Origin of the sequence: Dermabacter sp. Marseille-Q3180, from assembly GCF_940792985.1 — a bacterium.
GTDB lineage: Bacteria > Actinomycetota > Actinomycetes > Actinomycetales > Dermabacteraceae > Dermabacter > Dermabacter vaginalis.
The window spans coordinates 1,417,107-1,433,476 of sequence record NZ_CALNWU010000001.1; the positions used below are offsets into that span (position 1 = coordinate 1,417,107).

Annotated in this window: 9 protein-coding genes; 7 read left to right on the forward strand and 2 right to left on the reverse strand. The window is 64.7% G+C overall.

Going from position 1 to position 16,370, the window contains the following annotated elements; translation table 11 throughout:
• Nucleotides 1-21: 21 nt before the first annotated feature.
• The 7 genes from NBW56_RS06315 to NBW56_RS06345 all read left to right on the forward strand — a co-directional run bounded on the left by NBW56_RS06315 (nt 22) and on the right by NBW56_RS06345 (nt 14,602).
• Nucleotides 22-333, forward strand: a complete 312-nt coding sequence (locus NBW56_RS06315) for a hypothetical protein (protein WP_034371485.1) — start codon at nt 22-24, stop codon at nt 331-333.
• Entirely contained in the window at nt 330-1,628 is a 1,299-nt protein-coding gene (locus NBW56_RS06320; RefSeq protein ID WP_250258459.1) for a ubiquitin family protein, read from the forward strand. Before NBW56_RS06315 ends, NBW56_RS06320 begins: the two co-directional genes overlap by 4 nt.
• Nucleotides 1,628-2,377 (forward strand): hypothetical protein, encoded by a 750-nt coding sequence (locus tag NBW56_RS06325; RefSeq protein WP_034371491.1) that lies wholly within the window; start codon nt 1,628-1,630, stop codon nt 2,375-2,377. The genes NBW56_RS06320 and NBW56_RS06325 overlap by 1 nt, the downstream gene beginning before the upstream one ends.
• A complete protein-coding gene (gene eccCa, locus NBW56_RS06330) occupies nt 2,374-6,399 on the forward strand; it encodes a type VII secretion protein EccCa (protein ID WP_250258460.1) in 4,026 nt (1,341 codons plus the stop codon). The genes NBW56_RS06325 and eccCa overlap by 4 nt, the downstream gene beginning before the upstream one ends.
• 11 nt (nt 6,400-6,410) lie before the next feature.
• Nucleotides 6,411-7,640: a DUF6177 family protein gene (locus tag NBW56_RS06335; protein ID WP_250258461.1), complete on the forward strand. Its 1,230-nt coding sequence runs from the start codon at nt 6,411-6,413 to the stop codon at nt 7,638-7,640.
• Between the two features lie 558 nt (nt 7,641-8,198).
• Entirely contained in the window at nt 8,199-11,009 is a 2,811-nt protein-coding gene (locus tag NBW56_RS06340; protein WP_250258462.1) for a PD-(D/E)XK nuclease family protein, read from the forward strand.
• On the forward strand, nt 11,006-14,602 hold the full coding sequence (locus NBW56_RS06345; protein WP_250258463.1) for a UvrD-helicase domain-containing protein: 3,597 nt from the start codon (nt 11,006-11,008) through the stop codon (nt 14,600-14,602). The genes NBW56_RS06340 and NBW56_RS06345 overlap by 4 nt, the downstream gene beginning before the upstream one ends.
• A gap of 388 nt (nt 14,603-14,990) precedes the next feature.
• Here NBW56_RS06345 and NBW56_RS06350 read toward each other — a convergent pair whose 3' ends face one another.
• Both NBW56_RS06350 and NBW56_RS06355 read right to left on the reverse strand, forming a co-directional pair.
• Nucleotides 14,991-15,296, reverse strand: a complete 306-nt coding sequence (locus NBW56_RS06350; protein ID WP_250258464.1) for a hypothetical protein — start codon at nt 15,294-15,296, stop codon at nt 14,991-14,993.
• 10 nt (nt 15,297-15,306) lie between these two features.
• A complete protein-coding gene (locus NBW56_RS06355) occupies nt 15,307-16,332 on the reverse strand; it encodes a hypothetical protein (protein ID WP_250258465.1) in 1,026 nt (341 codons plus the stop codon).
• Nucleotides 16,333-16,370: the final 38 nt, after the last annotated feature.

Below are 16,370 nucleotides of genomic sequence, written 5' to 3' on the forward strand. Positions count from 1 at the left end.
TCAGCAGGGGGTTTGAACTGCGTGTACACCTATGATGACCAGCTTCTCGACGCTGTTAAAGTGCGAAGGAAACGGCTTGCCCAGGCGCTTTTGCATCGGTCGGAGAGGCTGCGTCGGACGTGGACGGACGGCCTCGGCACGATGCTCGCCAGTATTTTCTTCGCCGTCCTTGCGTGTGCTGTATGCGTAGCCGTGTCGTTCGTTATGCATCTCCTCGCGACCGACACGACCTTTAAACGACAGCCCATGCAGGGCACGTCAATCACCACTCCCGCCACACCTCCCACTACGCCGGCCTCCACGCCGAACACTGCTGATGAGGACAAGCAATGACCCAAAGCCCTTACGTTCGCCTCACCATTCGCGGAAGTGAGCGCGCTGCGGACGTGATCGTCCCCGGCTCGCTCACGCCCGCCGATGTGATCCCCGAGTTCATTGAGCTCGTAGGCGAAACCACGAAAGTTTCAAGCCTCGGCCTTTTCACGGTCCTCGGCGCGCGACTTGAACACACGGTGCCCGTTGGTGAGCAAGAGCTTCTCGACGGCCAGGTTGTGCAGGTTCTGCCGCTCGCCGACGCTCCCTTGGAACCGGTCGTTCACGACGTCGTCGATCGCCTCACGTCAATCGACGTCCGGGGTTTATGGAACGACACCAGCCGCCCGTGGGTGCTCGGCATTCTTTCCACTGTCCTTCTTCTTCTTTCCCTGTGGTTCATCCCCGGTGCGTTTTCCCGCCCGTGGTGGCCCGTCGCGGGAATGTACGCGCTCACCATCGTCACCGCGGCGCTGAAGGTCCACACCCTTGCGTGGCCGCTGTACGCGGGCTCGCTCCTGCTCACTTTCCTCGGAGGGATCAACTTCGAATTCGGGAGCAAGGAGAGTGCGATTTGGTGGCTTAGCGCGTTCGCGGCAAACCTTGCAGTGTTTGGGGTTCTCCGCCGACGCTTCCTGGCGCTCGGCACCGCCCTCGCCACCCTTGCCGCTAGCATCGGTATCTTCACCCTGTCCACAACGCTCGGTGCAACGGTGGAGCAGGCCGGTGCGATCGTTGCCGTGATCGCCCTCGCGGCGCTCGGCCTAGTGCCGCGCTTCGCGATGCAGGGGGCGGGCCTCTACAAGGTCCAGGATGCCCTCGCCGAGGGCGATGACGTGAAAGTCAAGCGGGTCGATGTCGCCATTTCAGAGGCGTATGAGGCTCTCTCCATGTCGGTTATCGTTCTCGCGGTGATCTTGGCAATCTCCCTCGGTCTTGCGTCGGCCCTCGTTGCGGAGAACATTTTCGCGGCGATCACCGTGGCAGCCGTCGCCATTGCCATGGTGTTCCGCACTCGTCACTTCCCGTTCGCGCTCCACCGGGCTGTTCTGTGGGGCGCCGCAATCGTGACTGGTGTGTGTTGCGCCCAGGCGATTGTCGCGTCGAACCCCGACCTCTCGCTTTGGCTCGGCGTGGGCGTCATCGTTGTGGCGATCGCTGTGTACACGGTCCCGCGTTTCGCCTTCCGTAGCTCCGTGAACTCGGCCCTTGGACGTCGCATCTCCGGCGTGATTGAACGCATTTGCACGCTCGTGACCGTGCCTGCGCTCGTCGGTATTTTCGGTGTGTATAGCGAATTGTTGAGGACTTTCTAGTGAACCAAAAAGACCGCGCACTCAAGATCAGTAAACGCAAGGGCGAAGGCGGCGCGCGTCGCGCGCTGCGCCGGGTGACCGGATGGATCGGCAACGACGAAACCCCGACTCGCATTGCACAGGCCCAACGCGATGAGCAACTGCCCATTACGACTGGGCGCCGCGTCGCATTTCTCGGCGCCCACGGCGGCGCAGGCGTGACCTCGCTCCTCGTCGCGAGCGCAGGCTACCTTGCGCAAGCGCGCGGCGGTTCTGTGACCGTGGCCGGACTGCGCTCGACGAGCGACCTTGCGTGGTTCCTCGGTGAGAACTACCACCAGCGAGGTCTTCGCCTTCAGCAGACACCTCTCCTGCAGGCGCGTGAATCGATCGGCGAGATCTCGCGATCGCAGCAGGTGCTTCTCGTTGACTGCGACTCGCACGTGAATGACGACGAGCTTTCGATGCTCATGCCGCACGTGATCGTCATCGTGGGTCGCCGTACCGTGCAAGGCATCGAGAAGGTCGAGAACATTCGTGAGGCTCTCGGCGACAAGCACGGCGCCACTATTCGCTTGCTTCGCGAGACCCCGGAAAGTGGCCTTGGAAAGCCCCGCGGCGGCATCCAGCTCGGTGACCTCGTGGTCATCCCGCAGGATCAGCATCTCGCGGGCGACTCCCACGTGCGTATCGCCAACATTTCAGAACCCTCCCGCGTCGCAATCGAGGAGCTGGGTGCGCTCATGATGCAGTTGGCGGTCAGTCGGTGAGTACACGAATCGTCCACCGTCCCGCCCGAACCTCGCCCTCGGCCCCGGGGATCACACGCCACGAGATCGAGCTTCCGCCGGCGCTGCCCGAGAACGACGGCACGGCGAACTTCCTCATGCTGATCCCCATGCTCGGTGCCGCGACGAGTATGACCCTCATGATGCTGTTCAGGGGCTCCGCCCTCGCCGCAATCGGTGCCCTCATGATGATCGTGACGGTCATCGCGTTCGTCATCATGTTTATGAGCAACCGTGGTCGCACAATCAGGCGTCGGCAATCCCTCCGAGACCGGTACCTGACCTACCTCGACCGCCAATCGAGCGAGCTCTTTGAAGCCGAGCAGCATCGGGCCGAGCTTGCGCGTGCAGCTGAACCCCACCCCGGGGCTCTTCTGTCTCTCGCGCGCTCCACCTCCAGGCTGTGGGAGCGCCGCCGCGACGACCAGGACTTCATGCGCTTGCGGCTCGGTACGGGTTTCGCGCCGGCGGTCGAGTTCGACCGCGTCGGCGAAGATAACGCGATGAGCCTCGACGATGAGTTCATGTCGAGCGAGCTGGATCGCGTCGAAGCCCGTTTTTCGACGATGCCCGATGCGCCCGTGACCATCCCGTTCGACTCCGTGGGCAACGTGAGTATCGTGGGCGATCAGCCGTTCTGCCGTCGCATCGCCGTGTTGCTCACGAGTCATGCGGCAGCACTGTCCTCGCCCGAGGACATCCAAATGGCTCTCACCTACCCCGAGGGTGAAGCGCGCGAATTTTGGTCGTGGATGACGTGGCTTCCGCACATGGCTGACCAGTCTCGCGCGACTCAGCACGGTCCCATTCGCCGCATCGCGAAGGATGAGCGACAGCTCGGAGAGGTGCTGCGCCCCGAGCTTCACCGACGCCTCACGGAGGCTGCGCAGCTTCGACGCAATCTCGGTGGTGGCAACATCTCGAGCACCATGGCGCGCATGTGGATCGTCTCGGATCATCACGGAGAAGATGCGCTCGATCTTCCCATCGGCGACCGCGAGGTGCGCCCGTCGGACGTCGGCCTTACGATGCTGCACCTGCTCGCGAGTCGCGAGCACGAGCCCGACGACATCACGCTTCGCATCAGCCCCTCGTCGGTCAAGTCCGATGAGGCGATCATCGAGCGCTACACGTCGCGAGATCAAGAGCCGGAGCGCCTCACGGTGAAGCTCGACGAATTCACGCACGAAGAGGCGAGGGCGCTCGCGCGCTATCTCTCCGGCGTTCGCCTCGCACCCGACTCGCTTGAACACGACGAAACGCAGCAAGCACTGCGCGCCTCGGACCTTCTTGGTGTCGGCGAACTCACGAACATCAACCTTGAGGAAGCGTGGACCCCGCGCCCCCGCTCGAGCTTCCTGCGCGTACAGATCGGTACCGACGACCAGGGCGCTCCGGTCATGCTCGACCTCAAGGAGTCGGCACAGTACGGCATGGGGCCTCACGGCCTCGCGATCGGTGCGACCGGTTCCGGTAAGTCTGAGCTCCTGCGCACCTTGGTGCTCGGCCTCGTCACGGGACACTCGCCGGCGGACGTCAACATGGTGCTCATCGACTACAAGGGCGGTGCAGCCTTCGCGCCGTTCGAGAATCTCCCGCATGTTGCGGGCGTCATCACGAACCTTGGCGACGACGCGAACCTCGTGGAGAGGGTGTACGCGAGCCTCGAGGGCGAAGTCAAACGCCGCCAGCAACTCCTGAAGGACGCTGGAAGCCTCTCGGATATTACGACGTACCGGCGTCGTCAGGCGGCCGACGGTGGCGAACACATGGAGCCGCTTCCGCATCTGCTCGTGATCATTGACGAGTTCGGCGAGCTTCTGACGGCCCGCCCGGACTTCATCGACCTGTTCCTGTCGATTGGCCGTATCGGTCGTTCGATCGGTGTGCACTTGCTTCTGTCGAGCCAGCGCATCGAGGGCGGCAAGCTTCGCGGCCTCGAAACCTACCTGTCGTACCGCATCGGTCTTCGTACCCTGTCGGCGGCCGAGTCGCGCACCGTGATCGACACGGTTGATGCGTTCTCACTCCCACCGTTGCCCGGTTACGGCTATCTCAAGGTCGACACGACGACCTACACGAAGTTCCGTTCGGGCTACGTGTCGGGCCTTTTGCCGGCGCAAGAGGATGAGATGGAGGTTGCGGACCTCCCGCACGTCTCCCTTATCGATGAGTTTGCCGTCCTCGATACCGATTCGGAGCCCGATAAGAAAGCTGCCCCGGGTGGCGCCGATGATGAGGACGAAGAGGGCGACACGATTCTCTCGACCGTCGTCGCCCAGCTCGAGAAGCAGCCTCGCGTCACGCGCCCCATTTGGCTTGACCCGATCGACAAGGTCATTACGCTTGACCAGGCTGCCGGCAAGCCCATGGCTACGAGGCGCGGCTTGCGTCTGTCGAAGGACAAGCTCCTCTCGGTGCCGATTGGCATGATTGACGATCCGGCGCGTCAGTGGCAGGGCAAGCTCAACCTCGATCTTGCTGGCCCAGGCGGTCATGTCTTTATCGTGGGTGCGCCCCGCTCAGGCAAAACGACGGCACTCCACACGATCGCGGCGTCGCTCGCGCTCACGCATCCGTCCGCGGAGGCGATCGTATACGGCATTGACCTGCTCGGCTCCGGCCTCATGGCAATTGAGAAGCTTCCGAACGTCGCGGGCATCGCGACTCGCCAGCAGCGCGAGGCCGTGCGCCGCACGGTCGAAGAGGTTCAGGCCGCCATGCAGGCCCGCGAGCTTCTGCTTCACCAAAGCCAGCTTCCCGACCTCGAATCGGTACGGCGTGCGGCGGGCCTCGACGTTGATCCGAAGCTCATGAGCGAGATCGTGCTGCTCGTTGACGGGTTCGGCCAGTTCAACGAGGAGTTCAACGACCTCGAGGAGAACATCAAGGACATCGTCCGCCGCGGTGCTGGCCTCGGTGTTCACGTGGTCGCGACCGGTTCGCGCCTCAATGACGCGCGACTGACGATGCAGACCTACTTCGGTAACCGCCTCGAATTGCGCCTCACCGACCCGGGTGAGTCGAGCGTTGCGCGTAAGCTCTCGGCGACGATTGCCGCTGACCGCCCGGGTCAGTGCTTGACCTCGAAGAGCCTGTTCGGGCAGATCGCGCTCCCGCGCATCGACTCGAAGGCGGACCGCGAAACGACCGTCGAGGGACTTTCCAACCTCGTCGAAGCGGTTTCGGCATCGACCACGGACCGCGCGCCCAAGGTGCGTCTGCTTCCGACGGTTGTCACGCCCGACCTGCTCGCGCAGAGCGAATCGAAGAATCTCATCCCGATCGGCCTTTACGAGGGCGACCTCGGCACGGCGCAGCTCGACGTGGAAGGCACCGACTGGAACATGGTGATGCTCGGCTCCAACAAGATGGGCCGCACGAGCATGCTCAAGTACATCGCGCGACAGATGATGGAGCGATGGAGCCCGGAAGACCTGGTCTTTGCCGTCTTCGATCCCCGCAGAAACCTCGCGGATGCGATCCCCGAGCCCTATCTCGGCGGGTATGCGGCTTCCGCGACCCTGGCTGAGCAGCTCGTGGCCGCCATTATTCCCGAGCTTAAGAAGCGCGTTCCAGGCTCACCCGAAGCGGCGGAGGCCGAGGGTGAATCGCAGCCGCGCATCGTTTTGCTTATCGATGACTATGACGTGCTCACGGCCGGCAACATGAGCCCACTTCAAGCTCTTCAACCGTTCCTCGCGATGGGGCCGGAGATCAACCTCTCGGCGATCATCGCTCGCCGTGTCGCGGGTGCATCGCGCGGCCTGTACGAGCCGGTGTTCAACACGGTGCGTGAAAGTGGCGCGACGGGCTTCATGTTCTCGGGCGACCGTACCGAGGGTCTACTCCTCGGTGGCGAGCGCGCCCGCTCCCTCCCGACGGGCCGGGCTCGCATGTTCCGCATGGGGCAGCCGGGCGAAACTGTTCAGATCGTGTACGAGGGTGGCGATGAGGAAGTGACGCACTCGCGTGGCTTCGGCAGTCCACACGCAAACAACTGAGAGGTGAAGGCATGAACCAGCAGGCCATTGTGCGGCTTCACAGCCCGCGCGAGTGGGAGGCCGAGCGCCTCGCCGATGTCGTGAGCGCCGTGTTCTCGCCCGATCACGAGATGTGGTCGACCGACTGTGATGCGGTCGCGATCACCGACGGCACGTCCAACACCCCGCCCATCTGGTTCGTTGACGATGCGGTCATCGCCGCTCCCTACTATGCGGCCGAGATCGTCGGGCCACGCGCCGAGACGATCGCATTTGCGAAGGCATGCGCGCGTGCGTTTTCGGCGAGCGCGAGCGATGTGAGCATCGACGTGGACCTCGTGGACGATGCGGGCTGGGCGAACCGGACCCCGCGGGAGCAGATTAGCCGCGGTGAATACTACGAGGACGACACACCTCTTGTGCCGCGCGTGATCGACATGCCCGTCGAGGTCATCGAGTACAGCCCGTGGATCTCCGCGCTCATCGCGAGTGCGCAGGCCGAGCCCCACTCGCTCATCATTCGCACGCCGGAACGTACGCGCATCACCCCGTACATGCGCCGCATTTTCGAGACGTTCCAGGTGCTGTGGATTCGCGAAACCGCCGATGGGCCCGTCGAGGGGATCATGGGCCTCGGGTACGACTGGACGAGTGATGGCGTTCTCGAGCCGGCGGAGGGGCGCAGCGTTGCGCACTTTACCCCGCAGAGTTTGCGTATTCGGCTCCAGGTGCTTCACCCCCTTGACGACACGGAAGCGGTGGGTGAAGCGAGCGAGCGCCTTCTCGCGGCAACCGTCGGACTCCCGAGCGTGCGGGTGGGGCGAAGTGAAATTTCTCGTGCACCGTGGGACCGCGAGGTCGTGGTGGGCATGTCAGCGGAGGCGTCGCCCGCGATGATCACGTGGTGCCTCAGCGGGCCGGACATGCGCGGGACGCTTGACCTTGTGCCGTCTAACCAGGGAGTTCTCGAGGATATTTTCCTGGAGCTTCCCGTGGGGGAGTCGAAGCTGAGCAGCGCCGACGCGCGCGCACTCTGGGATCAGTTCAAGGAATATATGCCGCTCGGCTTCGTGATTGCAGAAGGCATGGAGGCCACGACCCGGCTCGTGCACGAGTCGGCAGAGCACGCGTTGAAAGACGACTTGGATCCGTGGGAGGGCGGCTACGGCTACCTCGGCTACCTCGGTGGCAACCCGGGTGGGGAGAATGCGAGGGAGGAGTCCGACGGCTCCTCGGCCTCCGGTGAGGCTAGGCCCGAATAAGCCATGTCAGGCCCGTGGATTCACGGGATTTTCGGAAGAGATAGAGAAGCGCCCGTCGGACCCCCTCCGCCGGGCGCTTCTCGTACCGCGGAAATCCCCTCACCGCGGCACCGCCTCACCCGCGCGACGATGTCAGCTGCGGGTGGCGATGGGAACGCCGACTGGCGGCGCGGGCATGAGCCCTAGCTTGTGGGGTTAGGGGCGCGGCTGAGTCGCGTTGAGGCCGGTGAGGCTAGCGACACGAGCAACGTCACGAATATATAACAGTCGCAGGTCAAGCGCGATTCAGAGACGTTGTTTTGGGAAATTAGGGCATGTGTGCTCCGCCACTTTGGCGCTAGCTGCCGTGTTTTGGCTGCGCAGAGCCGGGGCTATGAGGCTCGCGCCTCGACGTGCTGGCCACCAGGGACGGCACACGGGTGGGGCAGCGCTGGAGTTGGGTTCCTCGGGTCGCCTTCGAGCGTGCGGTTGAGGGCGGGCCCGACGGTTGCCGGTTTAAATGTCTCACCCCCGGGATACCGTTGTGGACGTAACGGGAAACGGTCGAGAGGGGCCCTCGTGAAGATTCGATTTGGCTGGCTTGCCGATGGCGCCGCGTGGGCGTCGCGCGGCGGCGCGGAGCGTACGTGGGACATGGTCGCGGGGCCGCGAGAGCTCGTGGGGGTGCTGCTTACGCGTCTGGGGCTGCGCCATCCGGAAACGTCGCACGCGGTGAGGGTCGCGCGCATGCACCGCCTTCTCGGCGAAGTGGATCACTCGTGGTATCGGCGCTCACGAGAGCTGGACCCGTGGAACACGGCGCGCGTGCTGCTTCGGCTACGCGATGAGGCGCTCGAGTTAGGGTGGCGTGCGCCTGAGCCTCGCCGGATTGATGGAGTACGCCAGCCCCGGCTTCAGGCGCTCGCGGCTCTCGAACAGGCCATTGTCGTGGGCGTCGAAGGAGTTCCCGGTGCGAATCTGCCACCGGGGTTTGCCGATGATCTCGCGAGTGTTCATGCCGAGCTCGAAGAGCTTGCGGCTTCGAGCGAGGTGTGGTCACTGGGGATCGAGGCCATTGAATGCGCCGAGGATCCTCGCAGCCTCCCGGGCCGGTGGCCGGCGATTTTTACGCTCCTCTCGCGCTGCGGCGTCGAGGTGACGGTTCGCGAGGACGATGCACGCGTGCCCGGTGCACTGTCGATCGTGCGTGCGCCTCAGGAACTTTCGGCCGGAGAAGTCGCCGCGCAGATCCTCGAAGATGCATGCGCGGGCGAAGGCGCCGTGACCGTGCTTGCAAGTAGGGGAACACTCCCGCTTGACCTGTCGCTGACGCGGCGCGGCCTCCCGCCCGTCGCGCATGCGCCGTCGGAATTGCCACGGCTTGCCGCACAGATCGTGCCGCTCTTTCTCGAGGCGAGTAGCGCGCCCGTGAACGTGCAGGCGCTCGTGGAGTTCCTCAGTGTCGAGGTTCCGTGCGAGAAGAGGCGGGAATCTGCGGGAGAGAGGCAAGCGTCGACCCCCGTGCTGCCGTGGAAGGTGACCCGCGCGCTCCTTCGCGCCCTCGGGGAGGAAGCGGGGATCGACGCGAGCGATCCGCATTCGGCCTTCTCACGGGCGCTCGAGGAAATAGCTGCGGATCCCGAAGTCGGCACGCAGAATGTCGCGATCGTGCGTGAGCTGTGCGCGTTCACCGCCGAACCTCCAGGGAAGGGCGTGGCGGTCGGTGCTCTCGGCAGGCGCCTTGAGTTTCTCGAGGCACGAGTGGAATCGATGCCGAGAGCGGCCGGGCCCGCGAAGAGAATCATTCGCCAGCACCTCGCGACCCTTCGCGATCTCTTGGATCTCGTGGGCGGGCAGCTGCTCAGTGAGCGCGAGCTGCGTGACCTTGTCTCGGCATCCGCGCCCTCGGCACGGTCGGTGCTTGCACGTCCATCCGTCGCCCCGTGGGTAACGGCGATCAGCGAGGCGCACGTGGATGGAGGGACGGTGGTGTGGTGGGGCGCCGCCGGAGTCCAAGGAAGGCGCAGTGCCACGTGGGACCGCTCGGAAGTTGACCTGCTCGAAGAGGGCGGGGCGCGCGTCCTTGAACCGGAGGCACTCGAGGCGCTCGAGATGGGCACGAAACTGCGTGCATTGAGCCGAGCTTCAACGATCGTCGCCGTCGTTGCCGATGTCGTGGACGGCGAGCGTGCGAGCCTCAGCCCTGCGCTTGCGCCGCTCGCGGGAGCATGGCTTGACGCCCACCCCGACATCAAGGCCCTGGACCCGAAGCAATCGGATCCCACGCACCACCGAGCGCTCACTATCGATGCGCGTCAATGGGCAGCGCGACGGCTCGAGGCGGGGCTTTGTGAAGCAGTGCCCGAGCTTCGATTCATGCCGCCGTCAACCCTCGCGCGCGACGTGACTCCCGGTATGCACCTCATGCCAGAACGCCTGTCGTTTACGCAGCTCGAAAAGCTTCACCGAGACGCACTTGAGTGGGTGCTCCGCTACCCGTTCGGGATCAAACCGGGCAGCGCCGCGAGCGTCCCGAGTGGCAACCGCGCGATAGGCACGCTCGTCCACGCCGTTATCGAAACTCTCGTCAATGACAAGCTCGTGCCGCCAAGCTACGAGGTTCCCGAAAGCACCGTCGAAGAACTCGCGGCGCGGCTCATCCCCCGGTACGCGAGTCATCTCGACCTCCCCGGCAACGAGGCTCTGCGCGCGTACGTCCTACGGCGGGCGAAAACTAGCATCGGCATGCTGTTTCGCACGCTCCGCAGCGCGGGCATCAGCGTGCTTCAGATCGAGCACGCACTCGAAGGCGTGCCCCTCACCTTCACGGTGGAAGCCACCGGCGCAGCCCAGCAGTTCACCGCGCCCCTCTTCGGTTCGATCGACTTCACGGGAATCGAGGAGAACGGAAGACCCGTTCTCCTCGACTTCAAGTGGACGAACAGCACGTCGCGATACGCGAACTACGTCGCCACACACGAAGCGCTCCAGCTTGCGACCTACGCGTGGGCGTACGGCGCACAGAGGGGTGAGATGCGCGAGCCGCGCTCCGGATATTTCATGCTGCGCCACGCGGAGTTCGTGACCCTCGACCGGGGACTCGGTGGGCGAGGGGAAAGCGGCGAAATTTCCGACGGAAGCCTCGCCCTTTTCGAGCGGCTTCGCGCCACCATCGAGGATGAACTGAGCGCGATCGCCCAGGGCCGCGTGACGAGTGTGCTGGGGGACATCGCCCTCGCGAACGGCCTTTCGCCCCTCGACACCGCCCACAAAAAAGCCGCGGCGGAACTTGCCGAGGAACGCGTGCAAGCGGGGCGCGTATTCGTCGACGCTAACGCCGCCTACAGCGACTACTGCCTGCTCACGGGACTCACGGGAGACTACTCATGACCTTCACCGTCATCACTGCGTCGGCGGGATCCGGCAAAACCTATACCCTCACCACGCGACTGGCTGATGCGCTCGCGGGCGGCGTGCGCACGAGCGAAATCATCGCGACGACCTTCACGGTGAAGGCCGCGGCCGAGCTCCGCGAGCGTCTCCAAGTACGTCTTCTCGAGCTCGGGCACGTGGAGCAGGCGAACGAGATCGGCTCGGCACTCATTGGCACGGTCAACTCGATCGCGGGAAGCATCGTTCAGGACTACGCGATCGACATGGGGCTTAGCCCCGAGCTGCGAGTGCTGAGCGAAGAGGAAAGCGAACTCATTTTCACGGCGTCGATCAACCACACCATCACCGAGATCGAGGAGCGCGAGCATGCGCTCCTCGCTCGACTCGGGTACGAAGGGGCACCAGACCAAGGCGCGAACCCGTTTGAGCGCGATGAATCATGGGCGAGCGCCGTCACGAGCATGACGAGGCTCGCTCGCACAAACGGCATCACACCCGCCGCCCTCGAGCACAGCGCCGAGGAATCGATCACCGCTTTCCGCTCGATGATCAATGAAGCAGGCTACGAGAGTGGACCCGATCAGCGCGGAGCCTGGCTGCGCACCTTCGAACGTTGCCTCGCAGAACTCACGGCGGATCGCGACGCGGCACGCGCGGCCGAAGCCCAGGGTGAGGAGCTTACGCATTGGCCGAGCGACGGCGAGCCCGCGAAGCGGGTCTCGTCGACACTTGGAAACATCGAGGGATCGATCGTGACGCTCGAGTCGCTCTACCGTCGCATGAGCCGCGGCATCGAGAGCGTGCCGTGGACGCAGTGGATGGCACTCGCCGACGTGACGAAAGTGCGCCCGGCCCACGGAGGCAAAAAGCCCGGTGCGCGACCCCAGGCTGTCTTCGCACCGCTTGCCGACCTCATCCTCGGCGCGAGCGACGGCGTGGGGGTTCTCGGCAACGAAGCGTTCCTCGCGGACGTCGAGAAACTGATTCGCCTCGCGTTCTCGACTGCGGCACACGCACTCGAAGCGTATGCCGAGCACAAGGCAGCACTGGGGGTCATGGACTTCGCCGATCAAGAGACCCTCGCGCTCGATCTCGTCACGAACAACGAACGCGTGCGCTCCTCGCTCAAGAGCCGCTTCCGATTCCTCGCCGTTGACGAATTTCAGGACACATCCCCGATTCAGCTCGAGCTTTTCATGCGTCTTGGCGACCTCGTCGAGGACGTCGTGTGGGTGGGTGACCAGAAGCAGTCGATCTACGGCTTTCGCGACGCGGCCCCCGAGCTCATGTCGGGCGTCGTCGACGCCGTGCGGGAGGGCCGCGGAGGGTTCGCTGGCGGAAACGTCGAGGCGCTTACCGATTCCTATCGAAGCTCTGAGCCGCCGCTCGCCCTCACCAACGCCCTGTTCACGGCGGTCTTTCGAGACATGAAGCCGTCGACTGTCGCGCTTGACGTGCCCGGTGCTCGCGAGAACACGCGGCACGAGGGCAGCGTGGAGCTGTGGAAGGGCCCCGAGAACCTGCCACGCGCGAAGGACGCAGCATTGCGAAGCTCCATCGCGACGGGCATCCACGCGCTCCTTACCTCGGGCGCCACAATCGCCGGAGAGCCCCTGACTCCCGGTGACATCGCCGTGCTCGCGAGAGGCGGGGGAGCGCTTGCCACCGTGACGGACGCGCTTGAAACCCTCGGCATACCCACGACTGGCGCGAAGCGTGATCTCTGGACCGGACGCGAAGCGCACATGATGCGTGCCGGCCTCGCGTCCCTCCTCGACCCGAACGACACGCTCGCACTCGCCGAGCTGGTGAGCCTCGTGCCGGAGCACGCGTCGCACGAAAGCTGGTTCCACGAGCTTGGCGCACTCCCCAATCGTGCCGAGCGTGCGCGGCGCATGCGCACCTGGCGTGAAGATCCCGCACTTGCGGGTCTCGAAGCTTTGCGTGCGCGCGCTGCTCAACTCAGTCCGAGCGAAGTCGTTCTCGCCCTGATCGATGCGCTCGAGCTTCCGCGGCGCGTCAAGCAGTGGAGTGCGAGCGAGGAGCGACTCGCAGTTCTCGATGCCCTTCATTCGCTTGCCCGCGAGTACGAGGAGGAGTGCACGGGCAGGGGCCGCGCCATGGGCCTAGCCGGCCTCGGGGCCTTCCTTGCGGAGCACGGCAAGGAGCACAGGCTTGCGCACGACCCGAACGCCGTCACCGTCAGCACCATCCACGGTGCAAAGGGCCTGCAGTGGCCCGTGGTCGTCACGATCGTTCCCGAGAAGGCGAAAAACGTTCGAGACGCGGTGACCGTGCGGCCGAGGCCAGCGTCGGAATTCGATCCCGAACACCCCCTCACCGGTCGAGCGCTGCGCTTCAACCCGATCATCAACGACTCTTTCGCGCCCATGGCAAAGGCGCTCGCACACGATAGCGATGTGACGCGCGCGCGTCTCGCCAACCGCGCGGAGGAGGCCCGCATCCACTACGTTGCGCTCACGCGAGCGAAATATCAGCTCGTTCTCGCAGGTCATAAAGACCTTACCGAGACGCTGTACGCACAGTTTTCGCCCGAGGTTCTCGAGGCGGAAATCGCCGAAGCAGCCTCGTGGACGCCCGAGCGGGACGAATCCACGAAGGCCGTGAAGGAACGCAAGGAGGCTCGGGATCAGAAAGCCACGTACACGCTCGAGCTCACGGAGAAATCCGACGGCTGCGCAGCCCTCACCGTGGCCGGGGCACGCGTCCCGGCCGGTCTGCCGGGCCAGAGCGAGCCTCACTGCGCCGCTGATGCTGACGACGACGCCCAGGCGAACGGGTGTGAGTGCGGTCCTCGCGTCTCAACGATCCCCGTGACGGTTCTCCACCACGCGACCCCAGGCGACGCCGATGACCCCGATTCGCCTCTCGAGCCGTACCGCCGGGAGCGAAGCCCACTCGCGGCGGAACCCACGGCGGCTCCCACGGGGGCACCGTCCAGTTTCATCGAGCACGAGGGCGGCCTTCCCGCGCGTTTTGCTGCGAGCGCCGTGGATTCCACCGGTATCGATGCGCGAGTCACGATTCACGCGAAGCTCGGTGCCCCGCTCGTCGGGGAGGGCGGCACGCATCGAGAACTCGTAGGCGAAGCCGTCCACGCCTACCTTGCGACCCCGTACTCGCAGCTACCGCGCGAGCGCCAGCTCACCCTCGCCCGGAGGATCACCGAACGATGGCTCGGCACAAATCCTCTGCTCAAAGCGAAGGTCACGCCCGAGGTCATCGTCGAGGTCGGCGAGCGATGGCACGCCTGGATCACGCGCGAGTTCCCGGGGCACACCGTCGGCACCGAAGTTCCGGTGGCGTGGTGGAATGCCGACGGTCAAGCCATGGAAGGCTGGATCGACTCGCTCCTGACCCTCGAAAACGGTCACAGCATCGTCGTGGATCACAAAACGAATTCGCGGACCGAACCAGCCGACGTCCTCGACTTGATTCGCCGCGAGTACGTGGGCCAGCTCGCGACCTACCTGAATGCGCTCGTGGAACGCACGGGGTGTCGCCCCGAGTACGCCCTCGTGCATCTCCCACTCAGCGGGTACGTCGTGAAAGTGGAGGTCAAGCCCTAGTTTCGTGCGGGAAGCAGCCCGAGCGCCTCGGCGATCGGAACGGCGCTCGCCGCAGCCCATGCCTGCGGGCGACACGACGCGGGATAGGGCATCGGCTGCTGCACGGCAGCCGTCGGATCCCCCGCGAACAGTTCGGCAGGCGCCAGTCGAAGCCCTGCGCCGCCCGCACGAGCGACCGGGCGATCTGCCGTGCCTCGCTCGTGAATCCCGCGCGCATGGCTTGGCGCATGACGAACGCCGTGTCATGGCTCCACACGCTGCCGCCGTGGTAGCGGGTGGGGAAGTAGGTACCGTTGTCGCTTGAGAGGGTGCGGATGCCGAAGCCCGTGAACATCGTCGAGTCCATGAGCCGGTCGATGACGAGGCGTTCTTCGCGCTCATCGAGGAGTCACGCGGCTACGAGCCCAGCTTCATAGGCGTACCCCTGTACTTCAGTGAGGGCGATCGGTCCTTCGACGATCGTGCCATCCGCGAAGCGCACGGAGTCGCCTGAGTCTTTCCAGCCCTGGTTCGCAAGGCCCTGGCCGGATTCGTCGATGTACTCGAGGAAGAGCTCGCCGTCGGCGTCGGCGTGATCGAGGAGCCAATCGGCGGCGCGCGCAACGTTGTCCGCAAGGGCTGACGGCGTCCCTAACGAAACCAGGAGAATCTGTCCCCAACAATTGTGGCGGAACTCGATCTCATACCGCCACAAACGTAAGGGGTTAGTCTCCTAAGGCAGCAGCTGCGTCGTTGCCCGTGTCGCGCAAGCGCTCGACCCAGCGCTCGTGGAGTACGCTCGCGGGGCTTTGTTCCTCCTCGGCAATGCCGGGTTCGAGCGGTTCATAGGTGAGGTCTTCATTCACGTCGTCCTCGGCGACGTCGAAGCGCAGCACGATACGGGTAGGAACCGGCTCGCCCATGGCCTCGAGAACGTCCTGGAAATCGGCCGTGCTTTCGGTGAGCGGTTCGAGGAGATACTCGACCTGCTCCTCGATCGGGCTTTCGAGCTCGGGGATTGCTTTACCGAGCTCGTGCGAGCGGACGATGGCGCCGTCGATCTCGTATACGGCGTTCACCGAGACGGCTCCGCCGAGGTGGGCAACGACCCATACGCGCTGAAGTGAGTCGTGGCAGTCGGCGAAGCTATAGGCGACCTGCAAGCAGTATGCCGACCATTGGTCGAAAGGTGTCTCGACGGCGGTGGGGTCCGTCGGCTCGAACTCGAGAGTGGTGGCGTGAGCGTCCTGTTCGTCGCCGGATTCCTCGGGGAGTGCGGATGCCGAATCGACGCCGGTCTCGCGTAGTCGCTCTATCCACCGCTCGAGGAGTTCGGTATTGCTCGCCTGCTTTTCTTCGGGAACTCCGGGTTCGAGCGAGTCGTAGGTCATGCTCGCCGTCAGTTCTTCCTGCTTGACGTCGTAGCGCAGCACGATGCGAGTGGGCAGTTCCTCGCCCGCCTCGACGACGGCGTTTCGCAGTGCAACCGAGTTCTCGAGGAGGGGATCGAGGAGTTCGCCCTGCGCGTCGGGGGAGCAGTCGAGTTCAGGGATCGCCTCGTTGAGGTTGTGGGGCTCGTAAATGCGACCCGCGACCTCGAAGGCGGCGTACGGCGTCACCGTCGGGCCGAGGTGCGCGATCACCCAGAGCCGGTCGAGTGCCTCGTGGCCGTCGGCGTAGGTGTCAGCGAGTTGCACGCAGGCGGGCGCCCACTGTTCGAACTCACTCTTGAATGTGTCCTGGTTCACCATGGCTCAAGGCTAAACGCTTCCGCCTGGGAGGGCTCTTG